Raw genomic sequence first — 18,838 nt, 5'->3', positions numbered from 1 at the left:
TTCCGGGGAAATAATGTCGATAAATGTAACATTAAATGATTTCCTGAAGATAATCATCCATAATTTCCAATCTCAGAATAATATTTCTTTGTCAAACAGCTCTAATCATGCTATATATCAAGCTTAAAGTAAGTTTGTGAAGTATTTCACAAATATGTAACAGTTTTTATAGTTAAATAATGCTATGCTATAGCCAAGATAATTAAAGGGGTGATTATATATGATTCTAAATGAATGGAAAGAATTTAATACGGATGCCGAATCGTATTCACAGGAAATTTTCGAACAACAAATCGGCGATGTTTTCGAGGCCATGTATATGGAAAAAGGTCACGACATACCAAATTATATCTGGACGAAGCATTATACCGTTATTATCAAGCCCAATACATGTGTCATAAACGATATATCTTTCTTTAAAGTCCCCCGCCACCCGTCAACATTGTAGAAATTTATTTTGGAATATCATGCTCAATACTTCACAAATTTATAATAAGGAGAGGTTACAATGATTACAAAAGAGAAGAAAAAACAAGCAATAACCGTTGAGGAAAGTATTAATAAACTGGTTAAAAATGCCCAGAAGGCATTAACAGAACTGCGAAAGCTAAACCAAAAGCAGATCGACCAAATTGTTAAAGAAATGGCGCTTGCAGGATTGGATCAGCATATGGAGCTCGCTAAATTAGCTGTTGAGGAAACTGGCCGCGGTGTGTATGAGGATAAAATCATCAAAAACATCTTTGCCACCGAATATGTCTATCATAATATCAAGTATGATAAAACGATTGGTATCATCAGCGAGAACGAGCAGGAAGGTATGGTGGAAATCGCCGAACCAATTGGTGTGATTGCCGGCGTAACACCTGTAACGAACCCGACTTCTACCACATTATTCAAGTCAATTATATCTATTAAAACGGGAAATCCTATTATCTTTGCCTTCCATCCTTCTGCACAAAAATGCAGTTCTGAGGCTGCAAGAATTGTACATGAAGCTGCTGTAAAAGCCGGGGCACCAAGAAATTGCATCCAGTGGATTGAGAAGCCGTCTATTGAAGCAACACAGGCACTCATGAAGCATGATGGTGTAGCAACAATCCTGGCAACAGGCGGCTCTGGTATGGTGAAGTCAGCATACAGCTCGGGGAAACCGGCGTTAGGAGTGGGAGCTGGCAATGTTCCCTGCTATATCGAAAAATCAGTGAACGTGAAGCGGGCAGTAAATGATGTGATTCTATCTAAATCATTTGATAATGGCATGATTTGTGCCTCTGAGCAAGCCATTATCATCGATCGAGAAATCTATGATCAAGTAAAACAGGAAATGATAGATAACAATGTATATTTCCTAAAACCGGAGGAAAAGGCAAAAGTAGAAAAGCTGGTCATCAATGAGAATACCTGTGCAGTGAATCCTGCCATTGTTGGCATGAAAGCTGTGAAAATTGCCGAAATGGCTGATGTTCAAGTTCCTCAGGATACAAAAATTCTTGTCGCTGAATTAACTGGTGTGGGAGCCAATCATCCACTTTCCCGCGAGAAATTAAGCCCTGTTCTGGCAGCTTACAAAGTAAACAGTACCGAAGAAGGTCTCAAGCGCGCTGAGGAAATGCTGGAATTTGGAGGATTGGGACATTCAGCCGTACTTCATTCAGATAATCAATCTATACAGGAGGCATTCGGCAAAAGAATGAAGGCAGGACGAATAATCTTGAATGCCCCATCCTCTCATGGAGCAATTGGAGATATCTATAATGCTTACCTGCCTTCATTGACGCTTGGATGCGGATCATATGGCGGCAACTCCGTCTCCACAAATGTAGGAGCAATGAATTTAATAAACGTTAAAAAAATGGCGAGAAGGAATGTGAATATGCAGTGGTTCAAGGTACCGCCTAAAATATATTTTGAAAAAAATGCTGTTCAATACCTGGCGAAGATGCCGAATATATCAAAAGCCTTTATCGTAACCGATCCAATGATGGTTGAATTAGGTTATGTAGACAAAGTACTCTATTATTTACGCAGACGCCCGGATTATGTACATTGTGAAATCTTCTCAGATGTAGAAGCAGACCCATCAAAGGACACCGTGATGCGCGGGGCAGCAGCAATAGATGCCTTCCAGCCGGATGTTATTATTGCACTCGGCGGCGGTTCAGCAATGGATGCTGCTAAAGGTATGTGGCTGTTTCATGAACATCCGGATACAGAATTTAATGGCTTAAAGCAAAAATTTATGGATATTCGTAAAAGGGTCTATAAATATCCGAAGCTGGGTCAGCAGGCACAATTTGTCGCTATTCCTACCACTTCCGGAACAGGATCTGAAGTGACTTCTTTCTCAGTTATTACCGATAAAGAAACCAATACAAAGTATCCATTAGCAGATTATGAATTAACGCCAGATGTAGCGATTATTGACCCGCAGTTTGTTATGACCGTACCAAAAGCCGTTACAGCAGATACAGGGATGGATGTGCTGACACATGCAATCGAGGCTTACGTTTCTAACATGGCAAATGATTATACCGACGGACTTGCCATCAAAGCAATTCAGCTTGTATTTGAATATCTGCCGCAAGCGTATCGTGATGGCAGTAATGCTTTAGCAAGAGAAAAAATGCATAATGCCTCTACCATTGCCGGCATGGCATTTGCCAACGCATTTTTAGGTATTAACCACAGTCTGGCACATAAATTGGGAGCAGCATTCCATATTGCACATGGTCGCGCCAATGCTATTCTTTTACCGCATGTTATTCGATATAATGCTAAGAAACCGACAAAATTCGTGTCATTTCCTAAATACGAGCATTTTATCGCTGACATACGCTATGCAGAGATTGCAAGAGTACTAGGTTTACCAGCAGCCACAACTGAACAGGGAGTAGAAAGCTTAGTGCGGGCAATCTATCAGCTTGCTGAAGAATTGCATATTCCGATGAGTATTGCAGAAAATGGTGTTGATGAAAGAGAATTTGAGGCACAGGTAGATAAGCTTGCCGATCGTGCTTTCGAGGATCAATGTACTACGGCAAACCCTAAATTACCACTAGTAACTGAATTGGCCGACGTTTATCGCCAGGCTCATAAAGGATAATTTTTCATGTAAATACGTTATACAAAAACTCTTCGTTCTATTATAAATGGAGAGTTTTTGTATAGCTTTTTAAGAGAAATGTATTTAATAATTAAGTAATATTGAGAATTCTCCTAACAAATATTTTGAATCATGTTATAATTTTCTTTAGTAAAAGAAGGAGGTACCAGGCCAATGGTAAAAAAATAAACTGAGAAAATCTTAAATTATTTTATTAACTATAGAATAAACATGTAGGTTTTCTCTTTCATAAAATTAATATAGAGAATAGAGGAGAACTAACATGTTAAATAAATTAAGTGATACAATTTATTATTTATCCAATCAGGATGATAAAGAGCGGCCAACATTGGGATTGGTGTGTGGTGAACAATACAGTTTAATCATAGATGCTGGTAATTCTGTTCAACATGCCAAAGACTTTTTAATAGAGATCGAAAAACTCGATGTACCTCCGGTTAAATACGTCGTTATTACCCATGGACATTGGGATCACTTTCTGGGTACGAACGAATTTGATGCAGCTGTTATCGTTAATAGCCGAACAAATGAAATAATAAAAGAATGGGAAAGTTACTCCTTTGATGATTATTCACTTCAAAAAAATGAAGGTATAAATGAGTTGGGTGATTTATTTATGGAGATTATAAAAAACGATATGCCAGACAGGGATAATTTTAAGTTGAAATCTCCGGACATAATCTTTGAAAATACACTAACGATTGATCTAGGGAATAAAGTTTGTTTACTTGAAAGGATTAAAAGTACTCATACTGATGACTCTACAGTCATTTATATTCCTGATGAAAAAATTATTTTTTTAGGTGATTGCGCATATGGAAAAACCACCAATTCTTTATTTCATTACAAACAATCATTGTTATTGACTATGATTGAAGACATTACTAAATACAATGCCGAAATGTTCTTGCTTGGACATGAATCAATCTGTGATTTAAATGAAATGAATATATATTGGGAAGAGTTAACAACAGCAAATCGTGCTGTAAAATCTGCCTCACTCGAAGATGCTATAGAGTATTTTAAAGCAGATAATAAAAGAGAGCCTAATGATAATGAATTGTTTTTCATACAAGCATTTGTGAATGACCAAATTATTCAATCACAGTAATTTCCCAGGATACATTAATCAAATATAATCATTAGCCATCTCATTCATTTGAGATGGCTTTTTATTAGTCAATAATATTTAAAAAACGGGTAATTCTTTTACACTGCACATAATTGCAAACTCCATCTCTTTATTAATACCAATTAGTTCAACAACTGTTTGATTTGACTTAAATTCTTCTGATTTCTCAGCTACTTCAATACCCTTCAGCCTCATTTTCACTCTTTTTGATTTTTGTATGTTATAACATTTAAAAGTATGTTATATTTACTAAATATACTTGGGATAGTGTAAGAAAGGGGGCAAACAGATGAAACAAATTGAGGATTATATCAGTAAAAACCTGCAAACGATTCGGAAAGAACGAGGCTTGAGTTTAGATAAAACAGCGAAAATAACAGAAGTAAGCAAAGCTATGCTTGCACAAATAGAAAGAGGAGACTCTGTTCCGACAGTAACAACCCTCTGGAAAATCGCCAATGGTCTAAAAGTATCCTTTTCATCTCTGATCAGTCAACAGACAAATCCTATCAGAGTGATTAAAAAGCAAGACAGGCACCTGATTACAGAAGAAAAAAACCATTATAGAGTACATGCGGCTGTACCTTTTTCTCCGGAAAAGCAATTTGAAGTTTTTACGGTTGAGCTGGATCCTGAAAATGAACATAAATCATCTCCGCATAATCCAGGTGTTGAGGAGCATGTATTTGTACAAGATGGACAATTAGAAATGGATATTGACGGTACTGTTGAAACAATTGATGAAGGTGAAGCAATTATTTTTGACGGGAATCAAACTCATATCTACAGAAATATTGGAGACAAGGTGCTTCACCTTCTTGTATTAATCTATTATGCAAAATAAATAGTCTCCATTGCTTGAAAGCGAGTGAATAAAAAATGTCTTTAGAAAATCATCTATCAACATTGAAGTATGCCTTCCCAAAAACGCTGCCGATACTGGCCGGGTTTGCTTTTTTAGGCATTGCCTACGGTGTATACATGCATTCCTTAGGGTTTCAGCCAATCTATGCCATCTTAATGAGCATACTCATTTTTGCCGGCTCGATGGAATTCGTAGCTGGGAGTTTACTATTAGGTGCATTTAACCCGCTAAGTGCTTTTCTATTAACCTTAATGATAAACGCCAGACATCTTTTTTATGGTATCTCTATGTTAGATAAATATAAAGGAACAGGTAAGAAAAAGATTTATCTCATCTATGGTATGTGCGATGAGTCATTTGTGATTAACAATACCTCCCGCATACCTTCTAATATCGATAAGGGCTGGTTTATGTTCTATGTCACCTTGTTAAACCAAATCTATTGGGTCAGTGGTGCTACAATCGGCAGCTTGTTTGGCTCGATGATTACGTTTAATACGGAAGGCCTGGAATTTGTTATGACGGCACTATTTGTCGTTATCTTTTTAGACCAATGGCTGAAAGAGCGTAATCACATAAGTTCTGTAATAGGTATAGCCGCTTCCGTTTTATGTTTAATCCTATTTGGTACAGAACATTTTATTATTCCTGCCATGCTTATTATATTAATTTTTCTAACTTTAATAAAAAAATTCATCACAAAACATGAGGTGATTTCCTAATGATGACAATAACGCAGCAAATTATCATCGTCGCTTCTGTGGTTGCAGGCACTCTATTGACCAGGTTCCTGCCTTTTATGATATTTAAATCCGATAAGCCTACACCAAAATACATTAAATACTTAGGATATGTCTTACCTCCGGCTGTATTTGGATTATTGGTAGTCTATTCTTTAAAGAACGTAACTGTCACATCATTGGCAGGCTTCCTGCCAGAACTTCTTGCCATTGGTTTGATTATTATCCTACATTGCTGGAGGCGGAGTATGCTGCTGTCTATTGCCGGCGGGACGATATTTTATATGTTTTTAGTACAGAGTGTGTTTTGATGCTGTATAGATACATTATAAAACGAAAAAAAATGAATTTCTTTTTAGGACAGAATTTTTTCTGATACGTTGAATATTTCCTTCAATGAACCAGGAAGGCTTACCTTCCTATTACTTTCAACAAAGTATCTGTTTCTTCTCGGTCACACTTGTTCTAAACCCATCCCGTTTATACGAAAGCATTTTAGGGAATATATAGTTATATTCTCACTGAAAATAGACAATGAAATTTGGGAGGGTTGCAGCATGAAACATTTTACTGAGGATGAAAAGATAAAGATTTTATCTGACATTATAGCAATTAAATCTGTTAATGAAAATGAAATTGAAGTAGCAAATTACATAAAGGATTTATTCGCTGAATATGGTATTGAATCTAAAATTGTGCCAGTAACAGACTCTCGTGTTAACTTAGTCGCTGACATTGGCAGCGGAAGTCCGGTCATTGGTGTTTCCGGTCATATGGATGTCGTTTCTCCCGGTGATGAGAACGAGTGGACTTCAGATCCGTTCACATTGATAGAAAGAGACGGAAAATTATACGGCCGTGGAACGGATGATATGAAAGCAGGTTTAGTAAACCTTGTTTTAGTGATGATTGAACTCAAAGAAAATAATAAACTAAAGAATGGAACTGTCCGTTTTATGGCAACCACTGGAGAAGAAGTCGGCGGTGCGGGTTCTAAAAAATTATACGAAGAAGGCTATATGGATGATGTAAATTATCTATGGGTAGCCGAACCTTCTCATGACACAATTATTTACTCTCACAAAGGATCGCTTAACTTGCACATAACATCTATTGGTGAAGCAGCACACAGTTCTATGCCTGAACAAGGCTATAATGCGATTAATCCATTGATGAAATATCTATTAGAGTTAGACGAGAAATTGAATGGCGATGACCGTAAAAATGAGGTCCTGGGCAAATTGGTTATGAGTACAACTATTTTTAATGCCGGAAACCAAGTAAACTCCGTTCCAGATAAGGCAGCAGCTGAATTAAATGTGCGTACTATTCCGGAATTTGATAACGATGAAGTGATTGATTTATTCAACAAAACAGCTGATAAATTCAATAAAGAAGGCGCTCATATTGATGTTGAAGTAACCATGTCATTACCTAGCGTTTTCTCTTCAAAGCATTCTAAGATGGTTAACCTTGCTAAAGAGATTGGTAAAAAACATCTAGGTTTAGAAATCTCAGTTAAAGGTTCACCCGGGGTGACAGATGCATCAAATTTATTACGGGGGAAAGATGATAACTTCCCGTTCATGATGTTTGGACCAGGTGAAACGAAAATGGCGCATAAAACAGATGAATATGTTTACAAAGATTACTACTTTGCATTCTTTGATATCTACAAAGAATTAATTTTAGGATTATCGAAATAAAGTGAAACCTCAATCAGTGAAGGTTTCGTTTCTTTCGTCCCTCACTTGTCCAAGAAACAAAGTTTAAGTTAGCAACGCCGCGGGATTGCAATACCAAAATTGGACTTGAATAAACCTTTAGTATAAAGAACCAAAATAATGTAGTCTCACTACTTGCTCAAACATTAACAAAAAAGTAGTGAGACTTTTATTTTATTAACTATTCTAAGTACTTAATCGTTTACCCTGCCACTTAAATTTGATGATACACCTCACTTTTTTTATCTACTCCCCTTCCACTTTTTTCTTGCCTTCTAAAGTGAACAAAAGAAACCGTACCTGCCAGGAAACACGTTCCCGCTAAAAAAATAAAGGCATATTTCATGGATAAATGCTCATAAATACTCCCGCTAATTATTGGAAAAACAGTCATACCCAGCGCGTAGACTGCTTGAAAGAAGCCCATTGCTGTAGAACGCTTTTGTTCAGGAATTGTTTGCATGGCACTGGAGGTCAGCAGTGAGAACAAAACCCCTGTACCTATACCAGGTATTAGCTGCAGGAGGCAAACCATCACGATTGAATCTGTCTGGGGAACTAATACACAGTAAATGCCGAGGAAAAGAAAGCTAAAACAAATCCATAGCTTAATAGACATCATTTCCAGGAATTTAGTGGAAGCTAACCTGGCAAAAACGACAGCTGAAAGCATATAAATAATAGACGATACACCGATGACCAGATTAGAACCGCCAAGCTCCTGGACAATCTGATTTGTAAAAGACATCGTGGTAGACATTTGCACACCCTGCTGCACTAATGCCAAACAGGAAAAAAGAACTAAATTTTTATTTGCTGTCACCTTGATTAATTCCTTGAAGGAAACCTTATTCATGTAATTAGATGGTTTGGTTGATCGAAGAAAGAAAGCGAGTACAAAGCCTATAAGTCCTGCCGCTAAGCTAAAAGCACAAATCATCATCATGCCGACTTTATCATAGAGGAGCGTACTGGTTACAAAGCCAAGCAGCATACCGGCATTATTAGCCATAATAATCCTGCTGGTTGCCCGTATCTGATCATTTTGGGAGAAAAAGCTCATATAGAGAATCATAAAAGAAATCCAGGTCGCACTTGCTGTTCCGGATAAAATATTACCGAGGAAAAAACCGATACCATCTGGCAGCAAAATCCTGCTTAAAGAGGCACCGCCCGCAAATAAAGAACCAAATAGGATAAACAGCTTGTGATTGCTGCTAAGATCTGCCAAAATACCTGCGGGAAGCCGGAGCATAAGCTGGGAAATGCCGTATGCACCAATAATAGCTCCTACCAGGTTACTGGAAATGTTCGCCAAAATTAGATACGTAGTTTGATAGGGAATGTAAACATATTGGGCGAACCAGAAGCATACAACAATCCATAAAATCAATGATGCCTGCTTTTTCTGTGTATTACTCATCTTTTTCATTACTCCTTCTTTTTGCAGTAAAATATTTCCAAATAAATGTTGAGAAAATTCAAGGTTCACTGAGCATATCCGGTCCCCTTTTCTCGTGTTTTTTATTGGATTACCAGTAGTTTTCCTGCTTTTTCAGCCGCTTTAAAACAAAGATTTTTCAGTACAATCTCCATTTTCAAAGTTCTAATGCAGTATCATATCCTAAGATTAAAATTTGCACAAGTGTCATTTATTTCTTATTTCTTCACAGAAAAAAGATTTAAAAAACGCTTGCATCAAAAAAGAAAGCGTGTTAACATATGTGCAAAGCAAAATACCGGAATACATTTGACGTGTTACTGATAATGCAGGCAAGATCAAATGTACACTTTAATAATCATGGGGAAAACTATGCTTTTTTTCCATGAGGTTAAATGTGTACGTTTGGTCTTTTTTTGTGTCAATATGTGTTCTTTACATTTTATCCGTTGGCCAGTGGATTAATTTATAGCGAGGGAGAAAAAGACATGAACTATCAACAGGTGGCGCAGGACATTTTAAACAATGTGGGCGGAAAAGAAAATGTTTCCGGATTAACCCACTGCTATACACGTTTGCGTTTTACTTTATACGACACAAAAAAAGCAAACAAGGCAAATTTAGAAAAGATGGACGAGGTTATCTCGGTCGTAGAGAATAGCGGACAGTATCAGGTTGTTATTGGAAATAAAGTGGCTGAAGTACATGACCAAATTCAACTTCTTTTAGGTGATTTAAACAAAACGAAAGAAAAGAAAGAAGAGAGTAAAGGGTCTATCGGAAGCCGGATTTTAAATACATTTACATCCATATTTATTCCGATTATCCCGGCCATTGCTGCATCCGGAATGCTGAAAGGAATTCTGGCTCTTGCAGTTATGATTGCCGCTTATTACTGGAATGTGGATATTAAAGAATATAATACGTATCAGATACTGGATGCGACTTCCAATGCTTTATTTTACTTCTTCCCAATTATGATTGGTTATGTAGCGGCGAAGGTATTTAAGGCAAATGAATTAATTGCAATGGTGCTGGCAGCAACTCTATGTTACCCTGATCTGGTTGAAATAATGACTGGAGATGCAGCTGTTACCTTTTTGGGTCTTCCTGTAACATTAGCAAATTACACATCAACAGTTATCCCAATCATTATTGCAGTATTTATCATGGCGTATGTACAACGCTTTTTCGAACGTATTACACCAGAAGTTTTAAAAATTATTATGGTGCCAACTTTTACTCTATTAGTAATGGTACCAGCAACCTTAATTATTTTCGGTCCTATCGGAATTCACTTAGGTAACTTCATAAACTGGCTGTACTATATCATTATGGATATCAGCCCAACATTATTAGGTGCTTTTATTGGCGGAATCTGGTGTGTTCTTGTTATATTTGGTGCTCACAAAGCAATCCTGCCAATTGGAATTAATGATGTAGCACAAACTGGTCAGCAGAATCTATTGGCATTTGCAGGAGCTGCTAACTTTTCACAGGCGGGAGCTGCTGCGGGAGTCTTTTTGAAAACAAAAAATAAGAAATTAAAAACGTTATCTGCAACAGCAACCGTAACAGCCCTTTTCGGAATTACCGAGCCCGCCATTTACGGCGTTAACCTCCGTTTGAAAAAGCCGATGATTTATGCGGTTATCAGCGGAGCGATAGGCGGCGGTCTGATGGGCTGGGGCGGATCCTATGGTACAGCCTTTGCCAACCAGGGATTTTTAACCATTCCCGTCTATATTGAAGCAGGTACAAAAGCGTTCCTATGTTATATTATTGGTATTGCGATTGCCTTCTTTGGAGCTGCAGCTATGACGATGTTATTTGGTTTTAAAGATATTCCTGAAGAGGAGGATGCAACAGATGAAGGTTTTGATGAGAGCAATGAGGATACTCCAAATACAGTAACAGATACAGAAGTAACTATTCCTTCACCAGTCCAAGGAAAGCTGATTCCATTGTCTGAAGTAAAGGATGAAGTTTTCGCATCAGGCGCATTAGGAGAAGGAGCAGCGGTTTACCCGATTGCAGGTGAGGTAGTAGCGCCAGCCGACTGTAAGGTATCCGTTCTCTACCCAACATTACACGCGATCGGGCTACAGCTCGAAAATGGTGCTGAATTATTAATTCATATAGGCTTTAATACCGTCGAATTAAATGGTGAAGGTTTTGAAGCCCATGTAAACGCTGGTGATGAGATAAGTAAAGGAACGAAAATTGTCTCATTTAATATAGAAGAAATAGAAGCAAAAGGATATGATCTCACCACCCCGATGGTTGTCACCAATTCTTCGCAGTTTCAAGGTGTTTCCATTGTAGAAAGCAATTAGGATAGAACTGCTTGATAAATAATTATTAAAAAATATATAGGAGTGATGATAATGACAAACTATTTCAGCAAAGATTTCTGGTGGGGAGCTTCCTCCTCCGCCTTTCAGGTTGAAGGAGCATGGAACGAGGATGGCAAAGGTAAAACGGTAGCTGATTATAATGCTTTCCAAAAATCAGATGTACAAGCAGATACCAGAGTTGCCAGTGATTTCTACCATAACTATAAAGAAGATATTCTTTTAATGAAGGAACTTGGGTTAAAAGCTTACCGCTTCTCTATTTCCTGGGCGAGAATTATTCCAGATGGAGACGGAGAAGTGAATCAAAAGGGGATAGATTTCTATAATAACGTGATTGATTTCTTATTAGAGAATGATATTATTCCATTTGTAACGCTGTATCATTTTGACCTCCCATTTGCCCTTGTTGAAAAGTACAATGGCTGGGAAAGCCGTGATTGTGCTTTCGCTTTTGAAAAGTTTGCTAAAACCTGCTTCGAAGCTTTCGGCGATCGTGTAAAGCATTGGCAGGTGCACAATGAACAAAATCTTATGATTCGTGTTGATATCCGCATGAATATGTACGATGTGCCAAGTGAACAGGCTGAAAAAGTAAGAGCACAAATGGATTATCATATGTTTTTAGCACATGCACTCGCTACTAATGCTTGTCGTGAAATGCTTCCAGACGTACAAATTGGACCGGCAGTATCTTCTACGATGACATATCCAAGCTCGAATCGTCCTGAAGATGTATGGGCAGCCAGAATGAATGATAATTTTAAAACAAATTATGCCCTGGAAATGTATTGTTTCGGTGAGTATCCGGGATACTATAAAGAATATCTTAAGAAATGTGATATTTATCCGGAAACAAAACCAGAGGATGAAGAAATTTTAAAAGCTTCGAAGCCGGATTATATTGCCGTAAACTATTACCGTACTTTAGTAGCCAGCTATCTTCCTGCAGATGAAGCTCATCCATTCGGAACGAAAGTAAATGATATTGATTTCGACTTATATGGATACTTTAAAATTGAGAAAAACCCGAATCTCGAAGTAACAGATTACGGAATTCAAGTAGATCCGACAGGACTAAGACTACTACTCAACGACTACTATGAAAAGTACCGTTTGCCAATGATTATCACCGAAAATGGCTTAGGAACTGGCGATCAGTTAACAGAAGATGGTAAAATACATGATGACTACCGTATTGACTACCTGAGAGATCATATTGCTGCTTGTAATGATGCCATTTCAGATGGTGTCGAGCTGTTTGGGTATTGCCCATGGTCTGTTATGGACCTGCTAAGCTCCCGCCAAGGCTTTATGAAACGCTATGGTCTGGTTTATATAGACAGAGAAGATTTTGATCTCAAAGAATTACGCCGAATTAAGAAGGATAGTTTTTACTGGTATCAGGATGTTATTAAAAATAATGGATTAAATTAATCAGCAAAGGAATAGGAACGTGGCCATGCAGATCGTAAAAGTGATGAACAATTCCTTAGTATTGGCAATCAATGATTCTGGAAATGAATACATTTTAATGGGCAAGGGAATCGGATATAAGAAATCAATTGGCTGCAACATCCAAGATTCTGAAATAGAGAAAACATTTATCCTAAAAGACAAAACGATTTTGAAGAACTTTATACAGCTTGCAAGTGAGCTGGATGATACGTATTTTAATCTTGTGAAAGAAATCATTGAATTTGCAACAAAAGAATACGATATGGAAGTAATGGATTACTTATACCTGTCGCTGTCCGATCATATCTCTTTTGTTGTCCGCCGATTTCATGAAGGAAACCTTGGAGAGAAATTTAACTATGTCGAGATTGTGAAATATTATCCAAAGGAATATTCAATTGGTAAATTCGCAGTAAACCTGATTAATCAAACAATGGAAATTAAGCTTCCTGAAAGTGAAGCCTCTGCCATTGGGATGCATTTTGTCAATGCACGTTTAAATTCAGAATCCTATAGTGAAGAAACGCAAATCACCAGATTAATTGATCATATTGAAGCAATTGTTCAAAGAAAATCCAGTGCCAATTTCGATAAAGCAAGTCTTTCCTACACAAGATTTATTACACATCTAAAGTTTTTTGCTGAAAGAATCATAAAAAATCAAATTTTCAAAGACACAGATACAGACATACTGTTTGACCAATTAAGTCAATCGATGCAGCTGGAGAATAAGATTATTGAAAGCATTACGCATTTTATAAAACAAAAATATAGTATTGATTTAAGCCGGCAGGAAAAAATTTATTTAATTATCCATATAAACCGGATATTAAGAGATGAACCGGGTAAATCATAACTGCTGTTATAAAAATAACCTCAAAGGTGCCTTAGCCTTTGAGGTTATTTTTATAAATTCGCAAATACTTATTCCGCTTCGCCGACAACTGTAAAGCGCTCATTTATATGCTTTGAATTTTCAATTTCGTCTAATACCGCAATAGCATAGTCTGCATAGCTGATGTAGCTGTCACCTTTTGAATTAACTAGAAGATTATCTTTTCCAGTTTGATAAGAGCCGGTTCTTTTTCCTTCCGCATCAAATACTGCAGAAGGGCTGATAAATGTCCACGTAATATCAGAAGTCTTTTGTAATTCCTGTAAGTTTCGTCCCTGTCCTTTAGCAGTCGGGACAAATGCATCTGGAAAATCAGGAGTTTCCACCAACGTAACTGTCTGGTCTTCATCGACATAAAGGCTTCCAGCTCCACCTACAATAATTGCTCTGGCATTCGTTCCTTTTAATGCATCAATGAATGCATGTCCAGCATCAACATGAGCCTGTTCTTCACCAAGAGGTGCACCAAAGGCGTTAACAACTGCTTCAAACTCCTTCAAATCCTCAGATGTTAGATCAAATATACTTTTCTCTATAACTGCAACATTTTTCTCTTCAAGCTTTGAAGCATTTCTTACGATGGCAGTCACTTCATGTCCACGACTTACCGCTTCTTTTAAAATAAAATTTCCTGCTTTACCACTTGCTCCAATAATAGCAATCTTCATTTTATTATCTCCTTTAAGAAATATCATTTGTAACTATGCTAATTACATGTAACTATCATAGTTACAACTAGAATTTTTGTCAATATTTTAATACTATGCCCCTTATTCACGGCTATTAAAATAGGAATACGCTTGTAATAATATTGGTTACAGGTGTATGATTGGAATACATCGATTTATAATATGAAAGGTGAGGAACATGTCCATTAGCAGTCGGTTTTCTGTAGGTATTCATATATTAGCTCTCATTGAGATAAATAAAAATGGCACAAGCACTTCTGAGTTTTTAGCAGGAAGTGTCAATACAAATCCAGCTGTAATCAGGAAGATTATAGGGATGCTTAAAGGAGCAGGATTAGTAAAAGTCCAGCCTGGGATTGCAGGAGCTGAACTTGCAAAGAATTTATCCGATATAACATTGTTTGATGTTTATAAGGCAGTAAATGTTGTACAGGAAAAAGAGTTATTTTCCGTGCATGACAATCCAAATCCCGATTGCCCCGTGGGAAGGAATATTCAAGCAGCTATTGTACCAGTGTTTGAAGCTGCTCAAAAAGCATTGGAGAAGTCTCTCGGAAATGTATCGGTTGAAAATGTTGTAGATGATATTATCAAAAAAGAAAATATAAGTTAGACGGCATTCGCTGCTTGAATGTCGTTTTTTATTTACTATTGGCTAGAGCCCTAGGGAATAAACAATTCTCTGCACAATATAAAGGCATCCGCAGCTCAACAAGATGCTTCCGTTCATGTCCACACCTCATTATTTTTATTCACTTATACCTAAACGGATTTCCTCAGATTCCTCTAAAAATTCACCAATCAGAGTTATTACCGAGCCGGCAGTTTGTATCCAGCTTCCCGCCACTCCAAGCTGTCCTTGATTTATGCTGTTTCCATACAGCACTTGAACACCGCTTAAGGCCTGCAGAGCATTTCCAATACCTTGTAACAAATTCCCAATGATATTCTCTGCTCTGCCCTCCTCTGTATTATCAAAAAATTCATCTGTAAGTGCGGTAAAGCTTCCTAATGCCTGAATCCAATTTCCTGAAATAATTATTTTTTGTTCTGTTTCTGTATCAGATGTGCCATAAAGCAGCAGTCCGGTAATAACCGTTGAATTACCGATAGCTTGAATATTATCTCCAAGTCTTTCCAGAGAAGGCCCACCCTGCCCATCAGCTGATAAGGCGCTTCCCAATGCCTGTAGTACATTTCCTATCAATCTCCATTGATAGCTTTGATTTTGATTTAAATGAAATTGTGGTGTACTGCCAATAGCTGCTTGTATTGTGCCAATTGTTGAGAGAGAATTACCAAGTATTTCTTTCCAATGGTTGTTCATATGTAAGCCATCCTCGCTCATATTGGTTCTGATTATTGTATTCTTTCTTCAGCGATTCGTGACCAATAATAAATACAACAGAAAATGAATTTCGGTATACTTAGCTTCAAAATCATATTACTGGACAAAAACGTTGAATTGATTCAGGATTATCCTAAAAGTATTAAATTGATAAGGGAGAGGAGTTGACACTTGTGTGCAATACATTACGAGAAGAAATACAAGTAAAATTGCAGAATGGGGATTACCATTGTGAGAAGGAAATGACACTTTCTATCTTCAGCGGTAAATGGAAGGTAGTTATTTTATGGCACTTGGGAGTCGAGGGACCTCATCGTTTTAATGACATGCAACGGCTTTTTAAAAATATTTCTCATAAGACGCTTTCCAATCAATTAAAAGAATTAATGGAGGACGGTGTGATTAGCCGCAAAGTTTATCCAGAGAGCCCGCCTAGGGTAGAGTATTCCATGACAGAACTGGGGTATACATTATTACCTATCATTGAGATGATGTATGACTGGGGGAAAATGCGGATTGAGCAACTAAAAAATGAAGGGCTTATCAGTTAGAATTAATTGAAAAATAACATAACGGCCAGATTCTCGATCTGACCGTTATTTTTAAATTAATTATTTAATAGCTTTAGTGCCTCTCTGTTAAAGGCTGGCAAATCGTCAGGAGTACGGCTTGTAACCAAATTCTTGTCAACAACAACTTCTTCATCTTTTACACTTGCTCCTGCATTTTTTAAGTCTTTTCTGACAGAAACAAAGCTTGTTAATTCCCTGCCTTTTAATAAATCCGTTTCCACTAAAAACTGAGGACCGTGACAAATTGCAAATACGGGCTTATCAGCTTCCATAAATGCTCTTGCGAAGTCACCGTTTTTCGGGTTAATACGAAGTAAGTCGGGAGAAAATCCGCCAGGAACTAATAACGCATCATAGTCGCTAGCACTTACTTCTTCAATTCCTTTATCAGCTTTTAATTCCTCTCCATTTTTACCTTTAATTATCTTACCTGCTTCATCACTAATGACGTCTACTGTATGACCTGCATCCTTATAAGCTTTTACAGGACCTGTTAATTCTATCTCTTCTACCATATCTGTAACAATTGCTGCAATGTGTTTTGCCATTTCATATTCCTCCTTCATTAGTTTATATTTATGGTATCAAATATTCCCGGGCCTGTGAAGAACGCACTTTTGGGAGCGCAGGTTACTTATAGGTAACTATTGATGCTATACAGCTAGTTTCAAGGATTATTATACCTTTCCCTTTCAATATCAACTATCAAGAAAGATAGTAACCAAATCATACGGCGGTTTGGCCACTTGATTATGTATACGATTATTACTTTGTCTTTATAGAACATTCATAAACAGTGTCTCCAAAAGCCCTCACATCGTTGAGATAATCGTATCCTTCCGACGAACCATAACGGTTGAACATTCTTACTGCAACTACATTTTCCTCAGGAATGACGAGCAGCGTTACATTTGTATAACCAAGTAATTGATAAGAACCTTTAGGAACACTATCACCTATTTGGTTAAAAGGATGGTTCGTGTCTTTTATAAACCATAAAAATCCATTCTTATGAATAGGAAGATTGGTATTCGGAGTCTGAATGGATGTTGCCATTTGAATAATTTCTTTAGGAATAATTTGTTTTCCTCCCCATTTCCCTTCTTTTAAATGAAGGTATCCCCATAAGGCCAGCTCTTTTGCAGACACATACATATTCATTCCGGAACCATCTACCATATCCGTCTCCGTCCAAAAGACGTTATCAGTATCTCGAATAGTATCAGAAATTTTTGAATGAGGCTGGCTCATCTTAATCCATTCTGTCGATTGGAAGCCGGCCGGATTAATCACCTGCTCTTTTACAATATCAGCTACGGATTTCCCTGTTGTTTTTTTGATAATCGTTGCCAGCAATTCGATACTTGGACCTCTGTATGCCCATGATGAACCAGGTTTATATTCACTTACTAATTTACCATCCTCTATTTTAAGTCCATGTGTATGGGTTAATAAATGACGAATGGTTACACCCTCATATGGGGACGGGGATGGGGATACATGGGAATCTTCAACAAATTTTTGAATCGAGTCATCAATGGAAAAATAGCCATGATATATCGCATAAGCAGCTGCAAATCCAATATAAGTCTTTCTTACAGATGCAATATGAAATTGCGTGTCTGCTTTAACATCCCGAGCATGTTTCGTACTCGATTGTTTACCAAAATAAGACTCTGTTACAATTTTTTCGTTATGGATAATAAATAGAGCACCACCACTGGAACCCAGCTTTTTAGCACTTTCTTTTACATGAGTATGTACATCTTCAAACAAGCTTGCGCATTCATTTTTTAATAGCATTTTATCCACTCTCCTTTAAAAATAAAGAAAGTGCCCCCAATATGATTGGAGGCACTGCGCAACATTACTGTTTTTAACCATTAAGGACACCAACATAAGTTATCTCACTTATATCACCTGTATAATTATTGTGAGTGTATCATAACACAATTATTTTGGCAATAATCTGTTAATAAATCAAAAATCGTGTACACTTTAGGGGGAACTTGTGGAAGTAAAAAATGAAAGTGTTCAATTAGATGAAAGATATTTTCGGGGTGGCTTCAAAACGGAAGCTGGGACGAATAGGGTCATACCAATTCATAAAAAAATTCATAAATTAATTGAAAATCGTATGGATCCTAATAATGAATATCTGATTACAAACTTCGAGGGAAGTAAGTTGAGTTATTATGTTTATTATCACGAGAAGTTTAAGAAGATTATGCAGCAACTAGAATTAAATCATAGACCACACGATTGCAGACATACCTTCGCAACCCTTATGGATAATGCTGATGCAAATAAACTATCAATCAAACGGATCATGGGTCACGCAGCTAAAGATATCACTGATAAAGTTTATACGCATAAAGATATCAAGCAGCTTCTTATGGCAATTGACAGGCTATAAGAAAGCTGCTATAGCTTGTGGAATACAATTTGTTCAAAAGCACCCACAAACCACATTTTACATTTAATTGAAAGAAC

General features: G+C 37.2%; 18 protein-coding genes. 12 read left to right on the top strand and 6 right to left on the bottom strand.

Translation table 11 applies throughout. From position 1 onward, the window contains the following. Positions 1-508 precede the first annotated feature (508 nt). Together adhE and MHH51_RS01070 are read left to right on the top strand one after the other, a co-directional pair. On the top strand, positions 509-3,106 hold the full coding sequence (gene adhE / locus MHH51_RS01075) for a bifunctional acetaldehyde-CoA/alcohol dehydrogenase (protein WP_339284037.1): 2,598 nt from the start codon (positions 509-511) through the stop codon (positions 3,104-3,106). A 283-nt stretch (positions 3,107-3,389) separates the two neighbouring features. Further along, complete coding sequence (locus tag MHH51_RS01070) at positions 3,390-4,238, top strand: MBL fold metallo-hydrolase (RefSeq protein ID WP_156988021.1); 849 nt, start codon at positions 3,390-3,392, stop codon at positions 4,236-4,238. A gap of 78 nt (positions 4,239-4,316) precedes the next feature. Here the strand turns inward: MHH51_RS01070 and MHH51_RS01065 are convergent, their stop codons facing one another. After that, positions 4,317-4,454, bottom strand: coding sequence for a hypothetical protein (locus tag MHH51_RS01065; protein WP_156988018.1), 138 nt, complete (start codon positions 4,452-4,454; stop codon positions 4,317-4,319). Positions 4,455-4,548: 94 nt separating this feature from the next. On the opposite strand from MHH51_RS01065, the gene MHH51_RS01060 reads away from it, so the two are divergent. From MHH51_RS01060 to MHH51_RS01045, 4 genes are all read left to right on the top strand, one after another. Continuing rightward, positions 4,549-5,103, top strand: a complete 555-nt coding sequence (locus MHH51_RS01060) for an XRE family transcriptional regulator (protein ID WP_147211507.1) — start codon at positions 4,549-4,551, stop codon at positions 5,101-5,103. 35 nt (positions 5,104-5,138) lie between these two features. After that, on the top strand, positions 5,139-5,846 hold the full coding sequence (locus MHH51_RS01055; protein WP_147211508.1) for an AzlC family ABC transporter permease: 708 nt from the start codon (positions 5,139-5,141) through the stop codon (positions 5,844-5,846). A gap of 2 nt (positions 5,847-5,848) precedes the next feature. Continuing rightward, a complete protein-coding gene (locus MHH51_RS01050; RefSeq protein WP_147211563.1) occupies positions 5,849-6,175 on the top strand; it encodes an AzlD domain-containing protein in 327 nt (108 codons plus the stop codon). A gap of 246 nt (positions 6,176-6,421) precedes the next feature. After that, the gene (locus tag MHH51_RS01045) at positions 6,422-7,570 is read left to right on the top strand and encodes an ArgE/DapE family deacylase (protein WP_339284034.1); all 1,149 of its coding nucleotides are present in this window, start codon (positions 6,422-6,424) and stop codon (positions 7,568-7,570) included. A gap of 232 nt (positions 7,571-7,802) precedes the next feature. Here the strand turns inward: MHH51_RS01045 and MHH51_RS01040 are convergent, their stop codons facing one another. After that, positions 7,803-9,011: an MFS transporter gene (locus MHH51_RS01040; RefSeq protein WP_339284033.1), complete on the bottom strand. Its 1,209-nt coding sequence runs from the start codon at positions 9,009-9,011 to the stop codon at positions 7,803-7,805. 506 nt (positions 9,012-9,517) lie between these two features. Here MHH51_RS01040 and MHH51_RS01035 point away from each other — a divergent pair. The 3 genes from MHH51_RS01035 to MHH51_RS01025 are packed head-to-tail and all read left to right on the top strand — an operon-like array spanning position 9,518 to position 13,697. After that, entirely contained in the window at positions 9,518-11,365 is a 1,848-nt protein-coding gene (locus MHH51_RS01035) for a beta-glucoside-specific PTS transporter subunit IIABC (protein WP_339284031.1), read from the top strand. 51 nt (positions 11,366-11,416) lie between these two features. Further along, complete coding sequence (locus MHH51_RS01030; RefSeq protein ID WP_156988012.1) at positions 11,417-12,820, top strand: glycoside hydrolase family 1 protein; 1,404 nt, start codon at positions 11,417-11,419, stop codon at positions 12,818-12,820. A 25-nt stretch (positions 12,821-12,845) separates the two neighbouring features. Then, on the top strand, positions 12,846-13,697 hold the full coding sequence (locus tag MHH51_RS01025) for a PRD domain-containing protein (RefSeq protein ID WP_339284030.1): 852 nt from the start codon (positions 12,846-12,848) through the stop codon (positions 13,695-13,697). A 68-nt stretch (positions 13,698-13,765) separates the two neighbouring features. Here the strand turns inward: MHH51_RS01025 and MHH51_RS01020 are convergent, their stop codons facing one another. Further along, a complete protein-coding gene (locus tag MHH51_RS01020; RefSeq protein WP_147211513.1) occupies positions 13,766-14,404 on the bottom strand; it encodes an NAD(P)-dependent oxidoreductase in 639 nt (212 codons plus the stop codon). Between the two features lie 199 nt (positions 14,405-14,603). Between MHH51_RS01020 and MHH51_RS01015 the strand changes: the two genes are divergently transcribed. Beyond that, positions 14,604-15,038, top strand: a complete 435-nt coding sequence (locus MHH51_RS01015) for an Rrf2 family transcriptional regulator (RefSeq protein WP_147211514.1) — start codon at positions 14,604-14,606, stop codon at positions 15,036-15,038. A 135-nt stretch (positions 15,039-15,173) separates the two neighbouring features. Here MHH51_RS01015 and MHH51_RS01010 read toward each other — a convergent pair whose 3' ends face one another. After that, entirely contained in the window at positions 15,174-15,752 is a 579-nt protein-coding gene (locus MHH51_RS01010; RefSeq protein WP_339284028.1) for a hypothetical protein, read from the bottom strand. A 194-nt stretch (positions 15,753-15,946) separates the two neighbouring features. On the opposite strand from MHH51_RS01010, the gene MHH51_RS01005 reads away from it, so the two are divergent. Continuing rightward, positions 15,947-16,324, top strand: a complete 378-nt coding sequence (locus tag MHH51_RS01005) for a helix-turn-helix domain-containing protein (RefSeq protein WP_147211516.1) — start codon at positions 15,947-15,949, stop codon at positions 16,322-16,324. Positions 16,325-16,380: 56 nt separating this feature from the next. Here the strand turns inward: MHH51_RS01005 and MHH51_RS01000 are convergent, their stop codons facing one another. Together MHH51_RS01000 and MHH51_RS00995 are read right to left on the bottom strand one after the other, a co-directional pair. Further along, positions 16,381-16,893 (bottom strand): type 1 glutamine amidotransferase domain-containing protein, encoded by a 513-nt coding sequence (locus tag MHH51_RS01000; RefSeq protein WP_339284026.1) that lies wholly within the window; start codon positions 16,891-16,893, stop codon positions 16,381-16,383. 217 nt (positions 16,894-17,110) lie between these two features. Then, entirely contained in the window at positions 17,111-18,148 is a 1,038-nt protein-coding gene (locus MHH51_RS00995) for a serine hydrolase domain-containing protein (protein WP_339284024.1), read from the bottom strand. 208 nt (positions 18,149-18,356) lie between these two features. On the opposite strand from MHH51_RS00995, the gene MHH51_RS00990 reads away from it, so the two are divergent. Beyond that, entirely contained in the window at positions 18,357-18,761 is a 405-nt protein-coding gene (locus MHH51_RS00990) for a tyrosine-type recombinase/integrase (protein WP_339284022.1), read from the top strand. Positions 18,762-18,838 lie beyond the last annotated feature (77 nt).

It is taken from the genome of Oceanobacillus sp. FSL K6-3682 (assembly GCF_037976165.1).
GTDB lineage: Bacteria > Bacillota > Bacilli > Bacillales > Amphibacillaceae > Oceanobacillus > Oceanobacillus sojae.
The sequence above is the reverse complement of the archived record's forward strand: the minus strand, read 5'-3'. Positions and strand labels throughout refer to the sequence as shown.